22 protein-coding genes and 1 pseudogene are annotated in these 20773 nt (G+C 69.1%); 10 read left to right on the top strand and 13 right to left on the bottom strand.

Translation table 11 applies throughout. The features are described 5' to 3' along the window. Positions 1-25: 25 nt before the first annotated feature. Entirely contained in the window at positions 26-1147 is a 1122-nt protein-coding gene (gene dapC, locus ACXMYJ_RS18450) for a succinyldiaminopimelate transaminase (protein WP_443187118.1), read from the bottom strand. Positions 1148-1156: 9 nt separating this feature from the next. Beyond that, positions 1157-1480, bottom strand: a complete 324-nt coding sequence (gene fdxA / locus ACXMYJ_RS18445) for a ferredoxin (RefSeq protein WP_443187117.1) — start codon at positions 1478-1480, stop codon at positions 1157-1159. A gap of 333 nt (positions 1481-1813) precedes the next feature. Here fdxA and ACXMYJ_RS18440 point away from each other — a divergent pair. Beyond that, positions 1814-2361 (top strand): annotated as a pseudogene (locus tag ACXMYJ_RS18440) (YceI family protein). 47 nt (positions 2362-2408) lie between these two features. On the opposite strand, the gene ACXMYJ_RS18435 reads toward ACXMYJ_RS18440, so the two are convergent. From ACXMYJ_RS18435 to mshB, 4 genes are all read right to left on the bottom strand, one after another. Continuing rightward, complete coding sequence (locus ACXMYJ_RS18435) at positions 2409-3317, bottom strand: fumarylacetoacetate hydrolase family protein (protein ID WP_443187115.1); 909 nt, start codon at positions 3315-3317, stop codon at positions 2409-2411. Between the two features lie 91 nt (positions 3318-3408). Further along, on the bottom strand, positions 3409-5946 hold the full coding sequence (locus ACXMYJ_RS18430) for a bifunctional FO biosynthesis protein CofGH (protein ID WP_443187177.1): 2538 nt from the start codon (positions 5944-5946) through the stop codon (positions 3409-3411). A 138-nt stretch (positions 5947-6084) separates the two neighbouring features. Then, complete coding sequence (locus ACXMYJ_RS18425; protein WP_443187114.1) at positions 6085-6546, bottom strand: hypothetical protein; 462 nt, start codon at positions 6544-6546, stop codon at positions 6085-6087. A 113-nt stretch (positions 6547-6659) separates the two neighbouring features. Further along, the gene (gene mshB, locus ACXMYJ_RS18420; protein ID WP_443187113.1) at positions 6660-7514 is read right to left on the bottom strand and encodes an N-acetyl-1-D-myo-inositol-2-amino-2-deoxy-alpha-D-glucopyranoside deacetylase; all 855 of its coding nucleotides are present in this window, start codon (positions 7512-7514) and stop codon (positions 6660-6662) included. A 61-nt stretch (positions 7515-7575) separates the two neighbouring features. On the opposite strand from mshB, the gene ACXMYJ_RS18415 reads away from it, so the two are divergent. Continuing rightward, entirely contained in the window at positions 7576-8775 is a 1200-nt protein-coding gene (locus tag ACXMYJ_RS18415) for a chloride channel protein (RefSeq protein ID WP_443187112.1), read from the top strand. Here ACXMYJ_RS18415 and ACXMYJ_RS18410 read toward each other — a convergent pair. Continuing rightward, positions 8759-10681 carry an ABC transporter family substrate-binding protein gene (locus ACXMYJ_RS18410; RefSeq protein WP_260754764.1) on the bottom strand — a complete coding sequence of 641 codons (1923 nt, stop codon included), beginning with the start codon at positions 10679-10681 and terminating at the stop codon, positions 8759-8761. The two genes, ACXMYJ_RS18415 and ACXMYJ_RS18410, sit on opposite strands and share 17 nt — an antisense overlap. 38 nt (positions 10682-10719) lie before the next feature. Continuing rightward, positions 10720-12627, bottom strand: coding sequence for a translational GTPase TypA (gene typA / locus ACXMYJ_RS18405; RefSeq protein WP_260754765.1), 1908 nt, complete (start codon positions 12625-12627; stop codon positions 10720-10722). 56 nt (positions 12628-12683) lie between these two features. On the opposite strand from typA, the gene ACXMYJ_RS18400 reads away from it, so the two are divergent. Both ACXMYJ_RS18400 and ACXMYJ_RS18395 read left to right on the top strand, forming a co-directional pair. Then, positions 12684-12851: a hypothetical protein gene (locus ACXMYJ_RS18400; protein WP_260754766.1), complete on the top strand. Its 168-nt coding sequence runs from the start codon at positions 12684-12686 to the stop codon at positions 12849-12851. 91 nt (positions 12852-12942) lie between these two features. Next, positions 12943-13215, top strand: coding sequence for a hypothetical protein (locus ACXMYJ_RS18395; protein WP_260754767.1), 273 nt, complete (start codon positions 12943-12945; stop codon positions 13213-13215). 54 nt (positions 13216-13269) lie between these two features. Here ACXMYJ_RS18395 and ACXMYJ_RS18390 read toward each other — a convergent pair whose 3' ends face one another. Continuing rightward, on the bottom strand, positions 13270-13668 hold the full coding sequence (locus ACXMYJ_RS18390) for a (deoxy)nucleoside triphosphate pyrophosphohydrolase (RefSeq protein WP_460358269.1): 399 nt from the start codon (positions 13666-13668) through the stop codon (positions 13270-13272). Positions 13669-13695: 27 nt separating this feature from the next. Between ACXMYJ_RS18390 and ACXMYJ_RS18385 the strand changes: the two genes are divergently transcribed. Next, positions 13696-13977, top strand: a complete 282-nt coding sequence (locus tag ACXMYJ_RS18385; RefSeq protein WP_460358266.1) for a 4a-hydroxytetrahydrobiopterin dehydratase — start codon at positions 13696-13698, stop codon at positions 13975-13977. Here ACXMYJ_RS18385 and ACXMYJ_RS18380 read toward each other — a convergent pair. After that, positions 13925-15151: a mannosyltransferase gene (locus ACXMYJ_RS18380; RefSeq protein ID WP_443189562.1), complete on the bottom strand. Its 1227-nt coding sequence runs from the start codon at positions 15149-15151 to the stop codon at positions 13925-13927. The genes ACXMYJ_RS18385 and ACXMYJ_RS18380 overlap by 53 nt on opposite strands. A gap of 182 nt (positions 15152-15333) precedes the next feature. Between ACXMYJ_RS18380 and ACXMYJ_RS18375 the strand changes: the two genes are divergently transcribed. Together ACXMYJ_RS18375 and ACXMYJ_RS18370 are read left to right on the top strand one after the other, a co-directional pair. Next, on the top strand, positions 15334-15939 hold the full coding sequence (locus ACXMYJ_RS18375; RefSeq protein ID WP_443189559.1) for a hypothetical protein: 606 nt from the start codon (positions 15334-15336) through the stop codon (positions 15937-15939). Between the two features lie 68 nt (positions 15940-16007). Beyond that, a complete protein-coding gene (locus tag ACXMYJ_RS18370) occupies positions 16008-17012 on the top strand; it encodes an Rv1157c family protein (RefSeq protein WP_260754775.1) in 1005 nt (334 codons plus the stop codon). Between the two features lie 27 nt (positions 17013-17039). Here ACXMYJ_RS18370 and ACXMYJ_RS18365 read toward each other — a convergent pair whose 3' ends face one another. After that, complete coding sequence (locus ACXMYJ_RS18365) at positions 17040-17186, bottom strand: DUF1059 domain-containing protein (RefSeq protein WP_082753974.1); 147 nt, start codon at positions 17184-17186, stop codon at positions 17040-17042. 50 nt (positions 17187-17236) lie between these two features. On the opposite strand from ACXMYJ_RS18365, the gene ACXMYJ_RS18360 reads away from it, so the two are divergent. Together ACXMYJ_RS18360 and ACXMYJ_RS18355 are read left to right on the top strand one after the other, a co-directional pair. Continuing rightward, positions 17237-17896, top strand: coding sequence for a nitroreductase family protein (locus ACXMYJ_RS18360; RefSeq protein WP_260754776.1), 660 nt, complete (start codon positions 17237-17239; stop codon positions 17894-17896). Positions 17897-17927: 31 nt separating this feature from the next. Next, a complete protein-coding gene (locus tag ACXMYJ_RS18355) occupies positions 17928-18317 on the top strand; it encodes a recombinase family protein (RefSeq protein ID WP_460358261.1) in 390 nt (129 codons plus the stop codon). Positions 18318-18357: 40 nt separating this feature from the next. Here ACXMYJ_RS18355 and ACXMYJ_RS18350 read toward each other — a convergent pair whose 3' ends face one another. Beyond that, positions 18358-18942, bottom strand: a complete 585-nt coding sequence (locus ACXMYJ_RS18350) for an HhH-GPD-type base excision DNA repair protein (RefSeq protein ID WP_260754778.1) — start codon at positions 18940-18942, stop codon at positions 18358-18360. 251 nt (positions 18943-19193) lie between these two features. Between ACXMYJ_RS18350 and ACXMYJ_RS18345 the strand changes: the two genes are divergently transcribed. After that, complete coding sequence (locus ACXMYJ_RS18345) at positions 19194-19496, top strand: DUF732 domain-containing protein (RefSeq protein ID WP_460358258.1); 303 nt, start codon at positions 19194-19196, stop codon at positions 19494-19496. A gap of 207 nt (positions 19497-19703) precedes the next feature. Here ACXMYJ_RS18345 and ACXMYJ_RS18340 read toward each other — a convergent pair. Continuing rightward, the coding region (locus ACXMYJ_RS18340) for an HNH endonuclease signature motif containing protein (RefSeq protein ID WP_460358256.1) at positions 19704-20773 on the bottom strand (1070 nt) is incomplete at its 5' end.

The raw sequence follows: 20773 nt of genomic DNA, 5'->3' as shown, positions 1-20773 counted from the left end.
CTGACGCGCCGGCCTCAGGCTCGGTCTACGATCCGGCCGCAGAACCGAGCCGCTCGACGGCGGCGGCGATGCGCTCGTCGGTGGCGGTCAGCGCCACCCGTACGTGTCGGGCACCGCGCGGCCCGTAGAACTCGCCGGGCGCGACGAGGATGCCCTTGCCCGCCAGCCACGCCACGGTGTCGCGGCACGGCTCGCCGCGGGTGGCCCACAGATACAGCCCGCCCTCGGAATGGTCGACGGTGAATCCGGCGGACCGCAGCGCGGGCAGCAGCGCATCGCGGCGGCGCCGGTAACGCGCGCGCTGCTCCAGCTCATGGGCGTCGTCGTCGAGCGCGGCCACCATCGCCGCCTGGATCGGCGTCGGCACCATCAGGCCGGCGTGCTTGCGCACCGCCAGCAATTCGGCCACCACCGCCGGGTCACCGGCGACGAAACCCGCCCGGTAACCGGCCAGCGACGACGTCTTCGACAGCGAGTGCACGGCCAGCAACCCGGTGTGGTCGCCGTCGCAGACCTGCGGGTGCAGCACCGAGACCGGCTCGGCGTCCCAGCCGAGGCCGAGGTAGCACTCGTCGGAGGCGATCAGCACTCCCCGTTCCCGAGCCCACCCGACGATCTTGCGCAGATGGTCGATCCCGAGGATCTGGCCGGTCGGGTTGCTCGGCGAGTTCAGATACACCAGCGCGGGCACCAACGGGCCCAGCTGGGTCAGGGAGTCCGCGCGGACCACCGCCGCACCGGCCAGCAACCCGCCCACCTCGTAGGTGGGGTAGGCCAGCTCGGGCACCACCACGATGTCGCCGGCGCTGAGGCCGAGCGTCGTGGGCAACCACGCGATCAGTTCCTTGGTCCCGATCGCCGGAAGTACCGCCACCGGCGAGAGCCCGGTGATCCCGTACCTGCGCTCCAGCGCGGACACCGCGGCCCCGCGGAGCGCCGGGGTGCCATGCGTCGTCGGATATCCCGGCGACGCGCTCGCTGCGGCCAGCGCGTCGCGGATGACCGGCGCGACCGGATCGACCGGGGTCCCGACGGACAGGTCGACGATCCCGCCGGGATGTGCCCGGGCGGTCGCTGTCGCGTCAGCCAGGGTGTCCCACGGGAAGACGGGCAGGGACGCCGACTTCCGTGGCCGGCGGGCAGACACGGACGTCGCTCAGTCCTCGCCCCGCGGGGGCAGGTCCTTGACGGCTGGGGGATCGTTGTCGGTCTGACCGACCTTCGAGGCGCCGCCCGGCGAGCCCAGCTCGGCGAAGAAGTCGGCGTTGATCTGGGTGTAGCCGCTCCACTGATCCGGGACGTCGTCCTCGTAGTAGATGGCCTCGACGGGGCACACCGGCTCGCAGGCGCCGCAGTCGACGCACTCATCCGGGTGGATGTACAGCATGCGTGCGCCCTCATAGATGCAGTCGACAGGGCACTCCTCGATGCACGCCTTGTCTTTGACGTCGACGCAGGGCTCAGCAATGACGTACGTCACGAACTACTCCTAGTCCTCTCGAACTACCTGTCCAGTGGGGCTGCTGTCTAGGCAGGGCTCAGCCGAGCCGCGGCCAACTCAGCAAGTATCCCTGCCGGTTGTTGGACGCCTGTCTCAGTGTGCCCTAACTTACTCGCCGCCCCGGGTAGGGGTTGCGCGTGGTTACTGATACTAAACGTCGCAGATACCGCTCGCCTAGTACCCCACGCCGCGGCGGACTCCGAAGATTCGGGCCGGCGTGCCGGGCGTGCGGGAATGAATTCGGACCATAGTCCGCTTAACTCGGATGTACGCGTCGGACCACACCGACCCACTTCGAGGAAAGAGACACCCATGACCACTACCGCTACCACCGCACTGCCCGCCGGAACCTGGACCATTGACCCGTCCACTCGTCGATCAACTTCTCGGTGCGCCATCTCATGGTCAGCAAGGTCAGGGGGTCGTTCGACACGTTCAGCGGCGCGATCACCGTCGGCGAGGACGGCATCCCGTCGGTGCGCGCAGAGATCGCCGTCGACTCGGTCAACACCCGCAACGAGCAGCGCGACGCCCACCTCAAGTCCGCCGACTTCTTCGACACCGACAAGTACCCGACGGCGACCTTCGTCTCCACCGCTGTCCGCCCCGACGGCGAGAACTATGTCCTCGACGGCGATTTCACCCTCAAGGGATCCACGCGCCCGATCTCGCTGACGCTTGAGTTCAACGGCGTGAACCCCGGCATGGGCAACGGCGAGGTCGCCGGATTCGAGGCGTCAGCCGTGCTCAACCGCAAGGACTTCGGCATCGACATCGACATGCCGCTGGAGACCGGCGGCGCGGTCGTCGGCGACAAGGTGATCATCACCCTCGAGATCGAGGCCGCCAGGCAGGCCTGAGGCCAGAAGGGTGATACCCACTGCCGCAGTGGGTATCACCTGAGCGTTCACTCCTCGATCCGGTGGCTGATGTCGCCGATCTGATCGATCGTCAGGGTCAACCGGTCGCCCGGCCGCAACCAGCGGCCGGTTTCCATGCCGCTTCCCCCGGGCAGCGTGCCGGTCGCGAAAAGCTCACCCGGATAGAGTCTTTCATCGCGAGAGGCATGAGCGAGCAGTTCGCCGATCGACCACTGTATGCCGCGGGTGCTGACCGTGCCGATCCTGGTTCCGTTGACTGACACCGCTCCGGTGAGCGAATCGATGAGCGGCAGGATCTCATCGGCGGTCACCGCCACGGCCGACATCGACGACGCGAAATGCTTGGCCTTCTGGGGCCCCAGCCCGCTGGCCATTTCGCTGCGCTGGACGTCCCGAGCGGAGAAGTCGTTGACGACGACGAAGGCGCCGATCGCGTCGAGGGCCTCCTGCGGGGTCGCGTTGTGCAGCGGCGCCCCGAGCACGAAACCGAGCTCGAGTTCGAAGTCCAGCGCGGCCGAGTAGGACGGGAACGCCACGGGCGTACCGGAGGGCACGAAGCTCAGGTGGTTGGACATGTAGTAGATCGGCTGCCGGTAGAACAGCGGCTTCGGCTTGAACAGCGGGAACGGCTTCCGTGTCAGCTTCTCGATCACCCCGGCGGCACGGGCCTGCCCCGGATGGAAGCGGCGCACCAATCCGCGGGCCGCATCGATCGCGTGGTGTTCGTAGAGCATGAAGTCGCGGAAGGACGCCGGCTGAAAGGGCAGGACGTGCCCGGAAAGCTCATGGTGGCGCTGGGCGGCGACCGTCTCCCATTCGGCGTCGAACACGCGTCCGCCGAACGGCGACGGGCCCTCGGCGCGCACCCAGGAGCCGTCGGCCGCAAGCAACTGCAACTCCAGCCTGCCGTCCTTGATCACCCGTCGCAGCTTCATGGTTCCGTCCTACCAGCCCGACGTGTCACCGCGCGCATGTCCCCGAGCGTGCGCCCGCGTTACTGAGTGCCGGGGGCCGAGTGCCGCGCTCTCAGGCGGCGAGAGGGGTGTAGTCGGTGCTGCGCTGGCGGGCCGGGCGGCCGATGCCCTCGGCGATCGCGACCAGTTCGGCGACGCTCTTGGCCGAGCCGTTCTCAGAACCGGCCATCCGCGAGATCGTCTCCTCCATCAGGGTGCCGCCGAGATCGTTGGCGCCGCCGCGCAGCATCACCTGCGTGCGCTCGACGCCGAGCTTGACCCAGCTGGTCTGGATGTGAGAGATCCTGCCGTGCAACATGATCCGCGCCAAGGCGTGCACCGCACGGTTGTCCCGATGGGTGGGCCCCGGCCGCGCACCGCCTGCCAGGTACAGCGGCGAGGACTGGTGCACGAACGGCAGCGGAACGAACTCCGTGAAACCGCCGGTGCGGTCCTGGATGTCGCGCAACACATTCAGATGTCCGACCCAGTGCCGCGGGGTGTCGACGTGGCCGTACATCATCGTCGAGCTCGACCGCAGACCGACCTGGTGCGCGGTGGTGACGACCTCGATCCACATCGACGTCGGCAGCTTGCCCTTGGTGAGCACCCAGCGCACCTCGTCGTCGAGGATCTCGGCGGCCGTGCCGGGGATGGTGTCCAGGCCGGCTTCGCGCAGGCTGGTCAGCCACTCCCGGATCGACAGTCCGCTCTTGGTGACCCCGTTGGCGATCTCCATCGGCGAGAACGCGTGCACGTGCATCGACGGCACGCGCTTCTTGACCGCCCGGACCAGATCGGCGTAGCCGGTGACCGGCAGCTCCGGGTCGATGCCCCCCTGCATGCAGACCTCGGTGGCACCGGCGACGTGGGCCTCCCACGCGCGGTCGGCGACCTCGTCGACCGACAGCGAGTACGCGTCCGCGTCGCCTTTGCGCTGGGCGAACGCGCAGAACCGGCAGCCGGTGTAGCAGATGTTGGTGAAGTTGATGTTGCGGTTGACCACGAATGTCACGTCGTCACCGACCGTGTCGCGTCGCAGCGAATCTGCCAGCGCGGTAACGGCTTCCAGGGCAGGACCGTCAGCCGTCGCAAGCGCCAGATACTCGTCGTCGGAGCAGCCTGCCGGGTCCCGCTCGGCCGAGCGCAGCGCGGCCAGCACATCGGTGTCGATCCGCTCGGGCGCCCGGGAAGCCAGCTCGGAGACCTTCGCCCGGATCGACTCCCAGTCACCGAATGCGCTGCCCAGATCCGACCGGGTCTCGGTGCGCCGGCCCTCGGTGTCGATCGCCGAGTGCAGATCGGTACGGCCGAGCGACTCGGTGGCCTCATCGGGTTCCTGCCAGGGCCGACCCGCCGGATTGACGTCGAGGGCGTACCCGGTGTCGGCATCGGCCAGTGCCGCCACGTGTCCCATCACCCGCGGGTCGATCCACGCCGCTCCGGCCTGCACGTACTGCGGCTGCGCGGTCAGGCGTTGCACCAGATCGAATCCGGCCTCGGCGGTCACCTCGGCCAATTCGTCGAGCGCGGGCCAGGGCCGTTCGGGGTTGACGTGATCGGGGGTCAGCGGCGACACCCCGCCCCAGTCGTCGACGCCGGCGCCGATCAGCGCCAGACACTCCTGCCGCGACACCAGATTCGGCGGGGCCTGGATGCGCACCTTCGGGCCCATCACCAGCCGGGTGACCGCGAGGGTCGCCAGGAAATCCTCCAGTCCGGCGTCCGGGACCGACGCCATGACGGTGTGGTCCTTGGCCCGGAAGTTCTGCACGATCACTTCCTGGACGTGGCCGAACTCCTTGTGCGAGCGGCGAATCGCGTGCACGGTCTCGGCGCGTTCGGTCAGCGTCTCACCGATACCCACCAGGAGCCCGGTGGTGAACGGAATCGACAGCCGTCCCGCGTCGTCCAGCGCGCGCAGCCTCACCGCGGGATCCTTGTCCGGGCTGCCGTAATGCGCCAGCCCGCGGGTCTCGAACAGCCGTCGCGAGGTGGTTTCCAGCATCATGCCCATCGACAGGGCCACCGGCTTGAGCCGGGACAGCTCCGACCACGACATCACGCCCGGATTCAGGTGCGGCAGCAGCCCGGTCTCCTCCAGCACCCGGATCGCCATCGCGCGCACGTAGTCCAGCGTCGAGTCATAACCGCGCTCGTCGAGCCACTGCCGCGCCTCGTCCCAGCGGTCCTCGGGGCGATCCCCGAGCGTGAAAAGCGCTTCCTTGCAGCCCAACTCGGCACCGCGACGGGCGACGTCGAGGATCTCGTCGGGCTCCATGAACATGCCCCGGCCCTCGGCGCGCAGCCTGCCGGGCACGGTGACGAACGTGCAGTAGTGGCATTTGTCCCGGCACAGATGCGTGACCGGGATGAACACCTTGCGCGAATAACTGACCGGCAGCCGGCCCGTCGCGCCCCGCCGTCCGGCGGCATCCAAACCGGCATCGCGCACCCGCGCCGCCGACGCGCACAGGTCAGCAAGATCCTCACCACGCGCGGTCATCGCGATCGCGGCCTCGTCGACGTTGAAAGCCACCCCGTCACGGGCCCGCCTCAATACCCGCCGCAACGCGGCAGGGCTGGGCGCGCCGGCCTTCGGGGGAACCATCGGGCTGGGCAGATCAGAACCGCGCTGGGTGTTCAGAGCCACTTCCCTATAACCCCGGCATTGTCGCGGATCATCCTCGCGTCTCACTCTCTGAAACACCATGTGTCCGCAGTCCGCGTGACATAGGGATCACAGTAGTCACCCCGAGCGGCCGGCGGTGCCCGCCCCCGCCGAGGGCGGGTGCCTGGTCAACAACCACGCCGCCGGCAGCGCCCCGAGCACGACCAGTAAGACGGTGCCGAACTCCATGATCCCGGTCCCGCCGAAGACGATGTCGTCGCCGGGCCGGACGGCCATGCACAGGAATACGGTGGCAAGCCAGGTCCACAGGGGCAGAGCGGCCAGCCGTGGCGCCGTCGTCCACTGCAGCCCGGCCCACACCAGCGCGACGTTGAGCAGTCCACTGAGCAGCGCGCTGACCGGGAACGGGACCCCACCGATGCGCAGCGGAAGGAAGAAGACGGCCATCAAGGCCGAGAGCACGCCGTCGAGGGCGAGTAACACCAGGACAACCACGCGAAGCCGGCCCGGGGCCGGCGAGGCCGGCGCCCTCAGGTCGGGATGCTGTCGAGCACCGAAACCAGCGAGCCGACCACCCATTGGAAGCTGTCGAGACGATCCTGCCAATGCTGCAGGTTGGGATCCAGATCCGGGTCCATGTGCTTCCCTTCCGCGCGCTGGGTTGCGGGCAGCTTACCCCGCGCAACGCGGCGTCAACCGAGGGACAGCCCGGAAAGCAGGTCCGTCTCCCAGCCGCGGTGGTCACGGTCACCGGCCGTTCCCGCCGCCAGCTTGTAGTACTCGGTGGAGTCGACCGGCAGCGCGATGTTGTTCGACAGCGCGAACGCACGCCCGTCCGGTGCGACGCTGACCTGCGTCGCGTGCGCCCGCAGCGCGGCGATCCGCGCCGGCGTGTGTGCGCTCAGTTCCACGGCCGCGTCGATCTCGTCGTCCGGGTAGCCGACCAGCGGCAGGTCATCGGCGGACACCCGGATCCATCCGGCCGGCACGTCGCCGAGGGCGGCCAGTCCGGCGGTCAGCGCCGACGCCGACGTCACCGTCCAGTAGAGCTTCGGCACAGTCCACGCCGCGGCCTCCACCGCCGCCGTCGTGATCCGGTGGACGTGGATGTGGTCCGGATGTCCGTAGCCGCCGTTCGGGTCGTAGGTGACGACGACGTGCGGGCGCAATTCGTCGATCGCGGCGGCCAGCGCGGCGGTCTGTTCGGCGACGTCGCCGTCGACGAACCGTTGCTGCTGCCGGGCCGGTGTGCCCTCCATGCCCGAGTCCCGCCAACGACCGGCCCCACCCAGATAGCGCGGCCGGTCGACGCCGAGTTCGGCCAGCGCGGCGGTGAGCTCACCGATCCGGTAGCCACCGAGTTGGTCGGCGCGGTCGACCGCCAGCCCCGCCCACTGGTCACCGATGACCTCCCCCTCCTCCCCGAGGGTGCACGTGATCACCTGCACCTGCGCACCGCGACCGACGTAGTGCGCGATCGTCGCCCCCGTGGCGAGGGTCTCGTCGTCGGGGTGGGCGTGGACGAACAGCAGGCGCGGGGTCTCCATTCGGTCCAGCTTGCCAACCCGTTCGCCGTCGCGGTTGCCGGGCCTGTCATACATTCGGCTCGTGAACCGCCGCGCCGTGCAGTTCGGGTGCGCCGTTGTCGTCGTCGGTGTGATCGCGGGGATGGCCGGCGCAGCCACGACGCTGCTGCTGCACGCGGTGGAGTACCTCACCTACCACTACAGCTTCGGCACCCTGCTCAGCGGTATCGAGGGCAGCAACCACATTCGCCGCGCCGTCGGCCCGATGCTGGGCGGCGCCCTGGCCGGTTGCGGGTGGTGGGCGTTGCGGCGCCGCCGGGACAGGGCTGCGCTGACGGCGACGGCTGACGCAGGGCTGCAGGTGCTGCTGGTCGGTTCCGGGGCCTCGCTGGGCCGTGAGGGTGCGCCGCGGCAGCTCGCCTCCGCGTGGAGTGACACCGCCGTCTCCCGGCTCGCGCTCACCGCGGCGGACCGGAAGATCCTGCTGGCGTGCGCGGCCGGCGCGGGGCTGGGCGCGGTGTACAGCGTGCCGTTGGGCGGGGCGATTTTCGCGGCCGGCATCGTGCTGCGCACCTGGCATCCGCGCGCGCTGGGCACCGCGCTGATCACGTCGAGCATCGCCGTCCTGGTCGCCGCGCCCGTGACCCACCTGGAGCATCCGCTGTCCTGGCCTGATGCCCGCCTGTCCTATCTGCTCGGGTTTCTGGCGTTGGCGATGGCTCCGGTGGCGGTGGCGGCGGGCCTGGCGTTCGACCGGCTGATGCACGCCGCCCCCACGCTGAAACTGAAGTCCTGGAAGGTGATTCCAGGAATCGCCGCGGCCGGCCTGCTGACCGGCGTCTGCTCGATCTGGCTTCCCGAGTTACCCGGCAACGGCCGCAGCATCCTGGAGGTCAGCATGAACACCGGGCTGACGGTGACCTCGGCGGCTCTGATCCTGCTGCTCAAACCGTTGTTGACGACGCTGTTCCTGCGTGCGGGCGCCGTCGGCGGTCTGCTCACGCCCGCGCTGGCCACCGGCGCGGCCGCCGGCTCGCTGGTGGCGCTGGCGGTGAACCAGTGGACGGGAACGCAGTTGCCGGTGGCGGTCGTGTCGTTGAGCTGCGCGGCGGGCGTGCTGGCGATCACGCAGCGCTCGCCGTTGTTCGCGGCGTTGTTCGTCTGGGAGCTCGCCCGTCCCCCGCTGTGGCTGCTGCTGGTGTTCGCTGTCGGCGCCTACGCGGCGTACGTCCTCGCGGTGCTGCGTCGGCGAAATGAGCCCGCGGCTATTGCGGAAGTTTGACCCAGTTGCCGGCGTCGCCGACGATGCCGACGGGGACCGCGCCGGTCAGGCTGACGTGCTGCACGCTCGGGCCGGCGGCGACGATCGTGGTGTCCTGCAGGATCGGCAGCACCGTGGCCATCTCCCACAGCCTCGGCTCGACCTCGGCGATCACGTCGGCGATGTCGGCGTCACCGCGCAGCGCAGCGTCGATCCTCGGCTGGATGCTGTGGTCGCAGATGCCGGTGATGTTGCTGGGTGCCTGCACGAGCCGGTCGGTGTCGGAGGCCTGGGTCGGAGTCTGCGTCGGGGTCTGCGTCGGGATCGTGCCGGTCGGCCCCGGGGTGGTGCCGATCGGTGCCGGGGCCGTGCCCGTCGGTGACGGATCCGGTGTCTCCGGTGTCTCCGAGGTGGGTGCCGGCGCTCCCGGGGTGGTCGGCACCGGGGTGGCCTCCAGCGCCGGGCATCCGTAACGCGAGGCCAGCGAGGTCGCGAGGTCTCCCCCGGCCGGGTGCCAGCCGATCACGGCATCGACCCTGTTGTCCACCAGCGCATCGCCGTACAGGGTGACCGGGTCCAGCGCCGACACCGATGCGGCGATGCCGACATTGCGCAGCTGGTCGGCGGCGGTGTTGGCGACGGCGACTGACGTCGGGTCGTTGGCGGCGACACCGAGGACCAGCGTCAGCGGCTGACCGTCCTTGGTGAGTTGACCGCGGTTGTTGTCCGGCGGAGCCGGCGCAGGCGGCTCGAGCGGCTCGGGCGCCGGAGCCGATTCGATCTGGTAGCCGGCCTCGGAGAGCAGCGCGATCGCCTCCTCGCGCGTCATCGCCTTCGGTGCGGTCGGGACGTAGCCGGGGTCCGAGGGTGAGCGCACCTGGGCCTGGGCCAGTGTCACGGTGTTGTCGTCGCCGGCGCCGACGGCGGCGAGCAGGTCGACGTCCAGCAGGCCCAGTACGGCTTTGCGGACCAGCGGGTCGGTGAGCATGGGCTGCTGCGCCCGCAGCGTCAGGTGCATGACCCGCGGGGTCACGATCCGCGCGGTGCGCACATCCGGGATCGCCGAAAGCTGCGCGAACACCGCCGATCCGCCGTGAACCTGGGCGACCTGTGTGTCGCCGTTGCGGATCGAATCGGCCAGTGCGGCCGGTGCACCGCCGCGACGGAAGAGGATCAGATCCGGAGTGGCGGGTTTGCCCCAGTAGCGGTCGTTGCGTGCCAGGAGGATCTCATCGCGCTGCGGGTCGATGGTGTCGACCCGGAACTGCCCGCCGGTCACCGGGAGCGTCTGGGCCAGCCCCGCGGCGAACCCGCCGGGCACGTCCTTGACGATGTGGGCGGGCAGGATGTCGTTGAACAGCTCGCGCCACGCCGGGTAGGGCTGGGAGAACGTCACCACGGCCGTCTTGCCGCCTTCGACCGACTGCACACCGGTGATGAGGTCGTAGCCGGCCGGGTCGGCGGTGCCGGGCTGGCTCACCATCTGCCGCCACAGATACCAGTAGTCGTCGGCGCCGATCGGGGCGTTGTCGGTCCACTGCGCCTCGGGCCGGATCTTGTAGGTGACCGTGAACGGGTTCTCACTGGTGACCTCCGCTGATTCGAGCAGCGAGGTGTCCATCTCCCAGCGCGAACCCGTCGGGGTCCGGGAATCGGGTATCGGGCGGAACGAACTGGGCAGCACGAGCGAACTGATCGCGGCGTTGACCGGAGACTGGTCGGAGAGCAGATGAGAGTTGAAGCCCGGCCCGATCGAATCGATCGCCACGATGATCTGGGTCGCCTTCATCGGCGGCGGAGGGGTCACCTCGGTGGTGTCGGTGCTCTGCGGCGCCGGCGGCGGACTCACCGTACAGCCGCTGACCAGGGCCAACGTCATGCCGATCGCGCTGACACCGGCGCTGACGCGTCGCAGGGTCGTCAGCATGCTCTACAGGGTAGCCAGGGGCGGACGGTCCACCGGGGTCAGCTGTTTGCCTGCGCTTTGGCGCGCGCCTTGGCCCGGGCCCGCAGCGATGCCGTCAGCTCGACCTTGCGCACGCGCACGATCTCGGGGGTGACCTCGACGCACTCATCCTCGGCGCAGAACTCCATCGCCTTCTCCAGGTCGAGCTCCAGCGGGCGGGCCAGCGTCTCGATCACGTCGGCCGTGGAGGACCGCATGTTCGTCAGCTTTTTCTCGCGGGTGATGTTGATGTCGAGATCCTCGGCGCGCGGGTTGATCCCGACGACCTGGCCTTCGTAGGTCTCCTGGCCCGGTTCGACGAAGAACTGGCCTCGGTCGGCGAGCTGGATCATGGCGAAGGGCGTGATCTGGCCGCTGCGGTCGGACACCAGCGACCCGGTGTGGCGGGCCCGGATCTCACCCGCCCAGGGCCGGTATCCGTCGAACACCGCGTTGGCGATGCCGGTGCCGCGGGTCAGCGTCAGGAAGTCCGTGCGGAACCCGATCAGGCCACGGCTGGGCACGATGAAGTCCATCCGCACCCAACCGGCGGCATGGTTGGTCATCTGCTCCATGCGGCCCTTGCGCGCGGCCATCAGCTGGGTGATGGCGCCGAGGTGTTCCTCCGGGCTGTCGATGGTCAGCGCTTCGAACGGCTCGTGCAGCTTGCCGTCGATGGTCTGGGTGACCACCTGCGGCTTACCGACGGTCAGCTCGAATCCTTCGCGGCGCATCTGCTCGACGAGGATGGCCAGCGCGAGCTCACCTCGCCCCTGCACCTCCCACGCGTCGGGGCGGCCGATGTCGACGACCTTGATGGACACGTTGCCGACCAGCTCGGCATCGAGGCGGTTCTTGACCATGCGGGCGGTGAGCTTGTGACCGGAGATCTTGCCCGCCAGCGGCGAGGTGTTGGTGCCGATCGTCACCGAGATCGCGGGCTCGTCGACGGTGATACGCGGCAGTGCGTGCGCGTGGTCCGGGTCGGCGAGCGTGTCGCCGATCATGATCTCCGGGATGCCGGCGACGGCGACGATGTCACCGGCGAAGGCCTCGTCGGTGGGCGTGCGTTCCACACCTTCGGTGACGAGCAGTTCGGTGATCTTGGCGTTCGTGATGACGGGATGGCCGTCGACATCGCGCATCCACGCGACCTGCTGGCCCTTTTTGATGCGGCCCTTGTAGATGCGGATCAGCGCGAGGCGGCCGAGGAAGGCCGACGCATCAAGGTTGGTGACGAGGGCCTGCAGCGGCGCCTCCGGATCGCCCTGCGGCGGCGGGATGTGCTCGAGCAGCACGTCGAACAGCGGGTCAAGGTTCTCACCGTCGGGGTTCTCCCCGTTGGCCGGCGCTGTGGTGCTGGCAATGCCGGCGCGGCCCGAGGCGTACAGCGTGGGCAGGTCGAGAGCCTTCTCCGCGGCGGCCTGAGCTTCCTCGTCGAGATCGGAGGCGACGTCGAGCAGCAGGTCGTGGCTTTCCTCGACGACCTCCGCGATGCGTGCGTCGGGGCGGTCGGTCTTGTTGACGACCAGGATGACGGGCAGGTGCGCGGCCAGTGCCTTGCGCAGCACGAAACGGGTCTGCGGCAGGGGCCCCTCGGAGGCATCGACGAGCAGCACGACGCCGTCGACCATGGACAGGCCGCGTTCGACCTCACCGCCGAAATCGGCGTGACCGGGGGTGTCGATGACGTTGATGACCGTCATGCTGCCGTCGGGATGGTGCCGGTGGACGGCCGTGTTCTTCGCCAGGATGGTGATTCCCTTTTCCTTTTCCAGGTCACCGGAATCCATCAGGCGTTCGATCGCGTCATCGCCGCGGTGGCTCAGCGCACCGGACTGCCGCAGCATGGCGTCGACCAGGGTGGTCTTGCCGTGGTCGACGTGGGCCACAATGGCGACGTTGCGAAAGTCCGGACGAGAATTCACGCCGGTGATTGTCGCAGTGCAGTGCACCGATCGCGAAAACGAGAGATTCCCGTCACGTGAAAGCCACCAAGCTCGCCGGCGTCAAGCCCAAGAAGAAATGCTGCCGCAGCAAACCGCGGTGCAAGCGGTGCCCACTGGTGGTTCACAAGGTGCGCAAGGCGGAACTCAACGGCCTGCGGGGCAAAGAACTCGAGAAGGTCTACAAGCGGGCCAGGAAGGCCTGAGCGGCGGATTCGCCTCCGATTCCGCCGGATTCACGCCGGGCCAGGCGTACCGTGAAAGGCACCCGTCAGACGTCTTTGTTGGAGGTAGGTCATGACGGTTTATACGGTGCTCACCATCGTTCTCATCACGGTGCTCGCGACCTTGACGACGCTGGCGATCTTCCTGGGGCTGGCCAACTGGATCGGCGCGTTCTACGTCGTGCGATGTAGCGAGTGTCGGCATCTGACCTTCAGCTCGGCCAACCGCGCTCAGGCATCGTGCCCGCACTGCCGGCATCCAGTGCTGACCCACCCGATCCACGCGATCGCCCACCCGGACGCCCGGGCCGACGTCCGCGTCGCCGGGGACCGCCTGCGCTACTGACGGCGGTTCGACGGGACCACTTCCCGCCTCATTCCCGCCGCGCCGCGAGACCCGTCATGCGACGGCGCCGCCGAGCAACCGGATCAGGTGGGGCAGCCACGCCCGGTCGGCGGGCACCCACGCCAGGCCCTCGATCTCGTCGCCGCGCACCCAGCGCAGCGCATGGTGGTCGTGGGGTGCGACGACGCCGCGGGTACGCGTGACGACGTAGGCGCGCAGACTCATCGTCGCGCTGACGGCGACGTCGCCTCCCACCCTGGCGCCGACCGTCACATCGACACCGAGCTCCTCGTTCAGCTCACGCGCCAGCGCGGCCTCGTCACTCTCCCCCGGTGCGACCTTGCCGCCCGGCAGTTCCCACAGCCCGGCCAGCTCCGGTGGGCGGGCGCGCTGGGCGACCAGCAGCGCCCCGTCCTCGACGAGCGCACCGGCCACCACGATCACGTTCGACATTGCGCCAGACGGTATACCGTCGTGGGCATGGCTGTGTTAACCGATGAACAGGTCGACGCCGCACTGCCGGAGCTCAACGGCTGGGAGCGCGCCCAGGGGACCGTGCGGCGATCCGTCAAGTTCCCGACTTTCCTGGACGTTATCGACGCCGTCCGCCGGGTCGCCGAGCACGCGGAGGCCAAGGACCATCATCCCGACATCGACATTCGCTGGCGCACAGTAACTTTCGCATTGGTCACGCACTCGGAAGGCGGTATCACGGACAAGGACCTGCAGATGGCTCGCGATATCGACGGGATCCTCGGATAGCGATCCAGGCCAGGGTCGTCAACGTGGCGACGATGTAGATCATGCCTGCCCACGCCAGGTACCACGGCCGTGGGATCACCCAGATGGTCGGCTGAGCGAAACTCAGCAGCCACGGCACGCCGACCAGGGTCAACACCAGCCAGCCCCAGCCGAGCACACGCGCGCCGAGCCGGTCGCGCAGCGGGCCGTGCAGCAGCCAGATCATCAGCGGCAACAGCCACACCCAGTGGTGCGTCCACGAGATCGGCGACAGGAGCAGACCGAACAACTCGACGATGACGATGGCGCCGAGCCGGTCGTCGGCACCCCCGATGGCCCGCCACGCCAGCAGCGCGAGCGCCGCCGTGACCACGATCCCGGCTAGCACGACCGGGCCGTAGCCCGCGTCATGACCGAGAATCCGCGAGATCCCGCCCCGCCACGACTGGTTGAACGACGTCCCGACCGGGCCCACCCGGTCGGCGTCGCCGAGCAGTTCGGTGAAGTACACGCGCGTCTGCTCCCCGACGAGCAGCGCCGACACGCCGATGGTGAGGAGAAAGACCGCCGCCGAGCAGAAGACCGCGGCCCAGCGCCGCGCACCGACGAAGTACAGCCCCGCCACCGCCGGCGTCAGCTTGACGCCGGCGGCCAGCCCGACCAGCAAACCTGACAGCCACCACTTCGAGGTGTAGACCGCGTACAGCACGGCGAGCACGAGCAGCACGTTGACCTGGCCGTAGTCGAAGGTGCTGCGCAGGGGCTCGGTCCAGATGCCGATGGCGGTCCACAGCATCGCGACACGCCGGTCGCCGGGCGCCGATTCCGGGGACAGCAGCCGTTGACACAGCCGCACCACGCCGTAGAGCGCGGCGATGATGCCGACCTGCCAGGCGAACGCCACGACGCCGAACGGCAGCAGGTGCAGCGGGAAGAAGACCACCGCCGCGAACGGCGGATAGGTGAACGGCAGCGGGAAGTCCGGCGTCTGCTCGCCGTAGACGAAGTCGTACAACGTGCCTGGTCCGTCGAGTTCGGCGGCGCCGCCGATGTACACGTGCAGATCGACGAAGTTGGCGCCGTTGGGCACGAGGTAGGTCCACGCCAGGCGCAGCGCGACGCTCAGGACCAACAGCGCGGGCGCCGCGGCCCGTAGCCGATCGGTCGCCCCGGTGGCGCATTCGGTGGTGTTTATTCGACCGACTCTAGCGAGCGGTCACCGTCCGCCTTCACCTCCGTAACAGTTCCATAAATGCCACACTTGTCACTTGAGTAACTCTAGTAACAGGCTAGCTTCGGGTGCAGGCGTGCCGTCAGTGTCTTTCTCGGTCATTCGCGGCCTCCATCAAGCGCCACCGACGGAATGGGAGAACTTTCATGCACCGCACCCGGAAACTGTTCGCAACATCGATGATCGCAGCGGCCGGGGCGGTGTCGGCTGCCGTGGCGCTGAGCGCCTCCGCCTCCGCCCAACCGGCGCCTGCGCCTGCCCCCGCGCCGGCTCCCGAGGTGCCGGGCCTGCCCTTCCTGCAGCAGCTGGCCGCCAACCCGGCCGCCGCCACGCAGATCATGCAGGGCTTCGCCAACATGATGGGCACCGCTCCGGCCGCGACGGCGTCCACCACGCCCGCCACCCCGGTCTCGGGTCCGGGTGCGACCGCGTCGATCAACCTGCCTCAGCCGGCGAACGTGCTGCCCGGCGCGACCGCTCTGCCCGGCGGCAACATGACCACCGTGCCGGTCGGCAACACCACCACGGTCCCGCAGACCGCGCCGGCGGCCGCGCCCGCGTCACCGCTGTCGGGCCTGACCGATTCACTCGGCGTGCCCGGCGGCCTGGCCTCGCTGCTGCCCGGCGGGACATCGCTGGCCGGTCTGCTGCCGACCGGCGCGACGGCACCGGTCACCGCCGCACCCGCGGCCGCAGCGCCGGCTCCCGCTCCGGTACCGCCGCTGTTCACCCCGCTCTCGGCCCTGCCGTGACCGACTGAACGAGCTCGACCCATCTGAAACCACCGATGTATTGGGGGATCATGCCTACGACCCGGCTCATGTCAGCAAGCCCGACGAAGCTCACCACCCAGCTGGCGGTGTGCTCATCCGCGCTGCTGCTGACGATGGGCGTGACCGGGGTGGCGCACGCCGAACCGGCGGCGCCGCCACCGATTGACGGGTCGCAGGCCCCCGGTCTGCCCGCCGTGCAGAGCCTGGGGCCGGTGATCCAGCAGGCGGCTTCTGATCCCACCAATGCGGCATCGATGTTGATGGCGGCCGCCGCCGTGTTCGCCGGGGACATGGCGGCGCCGCAGCCGTCGCGCGATGTGGCCTCAGCGGTCAATCAGTTCGTCGCTCAGCCCGTCGCGCACGTCCCGGCGACCGGCGCCGTACCGGGTACCGAGGCGCACCTACCCGCCGGCGTCAACCCCGCCCACGTCGTCGGCCCAGCCCCCGAGGCCGTGCCGCACGCGCTGCCCGAGGCACACGCGCCGGCCGCGGTCCCGACGCCGCCGGGACCCGCGTCCCCCGTTGCCCCGGTTCCCGCACCCGAGGTGGCCACGCCGGTCGCTGCGCCGGTGGAGCCCGCGGCCGCACCCGCCGCCCCCGCCGCCCCTGGTGCTCCGGCGGCTGCACCCGGGCTCGGCCCGAACGCACCGGTGACGCAGGACTTCCTCTATCCGTCCATCAGCAACGGCTGCCTTGCCGACGGCGGCAATGTGCTCGCAACCGCGATCTCGGTGGCCGGCCCGGCGACAATCCCGCTGCCCGGACCCGGCCCCGGCCAGACTGCGTATGTGTTCACCGCGATCGGCACGCCCGGCCCGGCGGCCGAGCAGAAGCTGCCGCTCAATGCGACATGGGTGAACCTGACCACCGGCAAGTCCGGCAGTGTCACCCTCAAGCCGCGCCCGGACATGAACCCCAACGGTCCGACGACGCTGACCGCCATCGCCGACACCGGTTCGGGCAGCATCATGTCGACGATCTTCGGTCAGGTCACCACGACCGAGAAGCAGTGCCAGTTCATGCCGACGATCGGCTCCACCGTCGTCCCCTGACCCCGCTGCGCCGCGCAGGGGCGTGGATCAGTAGGCCATGAACAGGATCGCCTCGCGGTCGTAGTCGCGACCCGGATGCACCTCGGACAGGTGCTTCTGGGCCTGCTCCACGAGGTCGTCCTCGTCCTTACCGGTGATCGCTTCGCCGCAGGGGCAGTTGAGATGAGTCTTCATGGGTTCACTTTGACACAGCCGCCGGCGGGCGATGAGACAAGATCGTCAACATGGACCTCTACGACGTCATGCGCACCACCGGAGCGGTCCGGCAGTTCACCGCGGACCCGCTGCCCGACGACGTGCTGCACCGGATCCTGGACAACGCGAGGTTCGCCCCGAGCGGCGGCAACCGGCAGGGCGTGCATGTGATCGCGGTCCGGGACCGGAACACGCGGGAAGCGCTCGCGGCGCGGAGCGCGACTGGCGCACGACGTTACGTCGCCCAGAAGCGCAACGGCGAAGGGCCGTGGAACCCATTGCGCCCCATGGAGATCAGTGAAGAGCAGGTCGCGGCCACCGAGGTGCCGGCCGACATGACGGCCCCGCTGCGCAGCGCGGCGGTGGTACTGGTGGTGTGCGTCGATCTCGGCGTGGTCGCGGCGATCGACCAGAACCTCGACCGGATTGGTCTGGTCGCCGGGGCGTCGGTGTATCCGTTCGTGTGGAACGTGTTGCTCGCCGCCCGCAACGAAGGCTACGGCGGCGTCCTGACGACCATGGCGGTCGCCGAGGAACCGGAGGTGAAGGCGCTGCTGGGCATTCCTGACGACTATGCCGTCGCCGCGGTGCTGCCGTTGGGCAAACCTCAGCGTCAGGTCAGCAAGCTGACGCGCAGGCCCGTCGCGGAGTTCGCAACCCGCGAGAGGTTCGACGGCGAGTCTCTGTGACGGCGCCCGCGCGAGGTGAGACCTTGGAACGGTGACGGTCACGTTGGGTTATGCCACGGCCGCGAACGGGGACCTCGACGAGCAACTCGCCGAGCTCGCTGCGGTCGGCGTGGATCCGCGCCGGATCTTCACCGACAAGACCGCAGGCTCGGTGGAGAAGATGCGGGCCGGACTGGTGGCGCTGCTCTCCTACGCGCGCTCCGGCGACGTCGTCGTCGTGGTGACGATCGAACGGCTGGGACGGTCCGCGGCGGAGGTGGCGCAGACGGTGACCGACCTGACTCGCCGCGGGATCACGCTGCGCTGCCTGCGCAACGGGCTCGACACCGCCACCTCGACCGGACGCGTGGTCGCCGGGATCCTGTCCGACCTGGCCGCTCTGGACGTCCCTGGTTCCGCCGAAGCCGCACACAGGTCGTGATTCGGCCGCGGTGTGAGAGCGCCCCGCCGAGCAGGAGAAACTAGGCCTTCGCCGCCTTCGCTTCCTTGTTCTTGGCCTTGGCTTCCTTCTTGTACGCACGGACCTTCTGCAGCGAGCCGGGGTCCGTCACGTCCGCCACCGACATGTGCGTGCCCGCCTTGCCGTAGTCGCCGGCCGCGGTCCGCCAGCCTTTCGGGGTGACGCCGTACTGCTTGCCCAGTAGCGCCAGGAAGATCTTGGCTTTCTGCTCGCCGAAGCCGGGCAACGCTTTGAGCCGGCGGAGCACGTCGGCCCCGTCGGCTCCGTCGGACCACAAGGCCGTCACGTCGCCGCCGTACTCATCGACGATCACCTGCGCCAGGGCCTGCACCCGCTTGGCCATCGAACCCGGAAACCGATGCACCGCAGGCGTTTGCGCGCACAGCTCGGCGAACTTGTCGGGATCGTGGTCGGCGATCGACTGCGCGTCGAATCCGCCCATCCGGTCGGCGATCTTCTTCGGACCGCCGAACGCGACCTCCATCGGGATCTGCTGGTCGAGGAGCATTCCAACCAGCAACGCGAACGGATTGTCTTCCAGCAGAGCATCGGCCGCCGGCTCCTGAACCAACTGCAGTTTCGCCACGCGGCCAGTCTAGGACGACGCGACTCTCGGCTTCCCCGAAGCCGGTGCTGCGAACCGTCGGTGGCTGATAAAGCCCACCGCGAAATCGGAATGCCTCTGGATATCGAAGCCGTACGTCGACGCATCTCTGATGCGGATCGTCCCGACTGGACGTACACGTTGCGCAAACTCGGCAACAGCCGTTTCGGGATCTGGACCGGGTCGATTGTGCGAACGTGTAGGCGATAACGGCGGCAGAGCCCGGAGGAGAGATGACGTTGAGACGTGTGATCGCACCTGTCGTCGCAGCGGTGGCCGTCGCAATCGCCACGGCAGGCACGGCGTACGCGATTCCGGAGCAGGGCACGCCGGAGTTCGACGGCTATATGCAAGGTCTGCAGCGAAACGGCTACAACCTGAATCCGGACACCGCGTGGCGTGTTGCTCACCAGGCGTGCGTGGGCGGCATACCGGGATACATCGGTTTGGAGTTGGCTGCTCAAGGAGTCATCGGTCCCGGCGCGCAGCAGCGGGTGATGGAGGTCGCCCGCAAGTACGCCTGCCCCGTTCAATAGCCGACGACCAAGCACCTGTAACCGGTCACCGACGCGTCTGCAGCCGACCGCTGCCGCATCACGCGTGTCACCGCGACAGCCCTCGGGCTGTCGGGATCGAACGGCGCCCGTCACAGGTAACTGATCCATCGCTCGGGCGAGCAGCGATGCAGGTCCGAGCCGCGACACCGGTTTGATCGCCATAGGTCCCGGCGGGAGGAGGCCAGGTCAGTTGGTGGTGGGTGGTGGGGGTTGGTAGGTGGGGTACCAGCGCCAGCTGATGCGTTCGCCGGTGGGTCCGCGGTAGGGCGTCACCGCTGGTGGGGGTTGGGTGGGTGGGCGGGCCAGGGATCCGGGTTTGAGGTCTCGGCCGGTGCTGTCGGTGACCCGAAGCCGCTCGGCGGGGCCGGTGATGGTGATGACTCCGCGGTGGTGCAGCCGGTGATGGTGGGGGCAGACCAGCACCAGGTTGTCCAGCTCGGTCTGCCCGCCGTCTTCCCAGTGCTCGATGTGGTGGGCGTGCAGCCCGCGGGTGGCCCCGCAGCCGGGCACCGCGCAGCTGCGGTGCCGGTATTCCAGCGCACGGCGTAGCCGGCGGCTGATGGTGCGGGTGGTGCGCCCGGCCCCGAGGGGGATTCCGTCGCGTTCGAACCACACCTCGCAGGTGGCATCACAGCTCAGGTAGCGGCGCTGCTCGGCCGAAAGCAGCGGTCCCAGATGCAGGGCGGCGATCTGGTCTTTGACATCGACATGGACCACCACCGTGGTGTGCGCACCGTGCGGGCGGCGCGCGGCCTCGACATCCCAGCCCGCCTGGACCAACGCCATAAACGCATGACCGGCCGTCGGGATCGGCGAGCGCCACAGGCCCCGCCCATCGCCGTCGCCATGCCCGTCACGGTCGCCGCGGCCGTATCCGCCAGCGCGGTCACCGCTGTCGTGGTCGGTGTCGGGGTTGGTGGTGTCGTCGCGTTTCCACTGCGCGATCAACCCGTCATGGTGTGCCTTCAGGGCCGCTTCGAACTTCGCCGACTCCAGCAGCGGGAGCCTGATCCGCCAACACACGAACTCCCCGTCGATGGTTTTGGATAGCGACGGCTGCGGCACCGGCTCACACACCGGCTCAGGCTCGGGGTCGGGGTCGGGTTCGGGGTCGGGCTGGGGTTGGGGGCGGGCTTCGACGCTGATCGCGGTCCGCAACTGGCTGACCGTGGCATTGGCGGCCAACTGCGCATAATGGGCATCCGAACCCCTCCCCGCGCCCTCGGCGATCGCCCCGACCTGATCCAACGACAGCC

The organism is Mycobacterium sp. ZZG, from assembly GCF_054786995.1.
This window is presented reverse-complemented; position numbering and strand designations above follow the sequence as displayed.

Excerpts from the sequence above, each read along its gene's own strand:
- ACXMYJ_RS18385 (WP_460358266.1), top strand. The coding sequence starts at position 13,696 with ATGGCTGTGTTAACCGATGAACAGGTCGACGCCGCACTGCCGGAGCTC.
- ACXMYJ_RS18375 (WP_443189559.1), top strand. The coding sequence starts at position 15,334 with ATGCACCGCACCCGGAAACTGTTCGCAACATCGATGATCGCAGCGGCC.
- ACXMYJ_RS18345 (WP_460358258.1), top strand. The coding sequence starts at position 19,194 with ATGACGTTGAGACGTGTGATCGCACCTGTCGTCGCAGCGGTGGCCGTC.
- mshB (WP_443187113.1), bottom strand. The coding sequence starts at position 7,514 with ATGGAGACCCCGCGCCTGCTGTTCGTCCACGCCCACCCCGACGACGAG.
- ACXMYJ_RS18410 (WP_260754764.1), bottom strand. The coding sequence starts at position 10,681 with ATGCTGACGACCCTGCGACGCGTCAGCGCCGGTGTCAGCGCGATCGGC.
- ACXMYJ_RS18435 (WP_443187115.1), bottom strand. The coding sequence starts at position 3,317 with ATGAAGCTGCGACGGGTGATCAAGGACGGCAGGCTGGAGTTGCAGTTG.
- ACXMYJ_RS18370 (WP_260754775.1), top strand. The coding sequence starts at position 16,008 with ATGTCAGCAAGCCCGACGAAGCTCACCACCCAGCTGGCGGTGTGCTCA.
- ACXMYJ_RS18390 (WP_460358269.1), bottom strand. The coding sequence starts at position 13,668 with ATGTCGAACGTGATCGTGGTGGCCGGTGCGCTCGTCGAGGACGGGGCG.
- ACXMYJ_RS18360 (WP_260754776.1), top strand. The coding sequence starts at position 17,237 with ATGGACCTCTACGACGTCATGCGCACCACCGGAGCGGTCCGGCAGTTC.
- ACXMYJ_RS18365 (WP_082753974.1), bottom strand. The coding sequence starts at position 17,186 with ATGAAGACTCATCTCAACTGCCCCTGCGGCGAAGCGATCACCGGTAAG.
- ACXMYJ_RS18425 (WP_443187114.1), bottom strand. The coding sequence starts at position 6,546 with ATGGGTGGTCGGCTCGCTGGTTTCGGTGCTCGACAGCATCCCGACCTG.
- ACXMYJ_RS18395 (WP_260754767.1), top strand. The coding sequence starts at position 12,943 with ATGACGGTTTATACGGTGCTCACCATCGTTCTCATCACGGTGCTCGCG.
- ACXMYJ_RS18430 (WP_443187177.1), bottom strand. The coding sequence starts at position 5,946 with ATGGTTCCCCCGAAGGCCGGCGCGCCCAGCCCTGCCGCGTTGCGGCGG.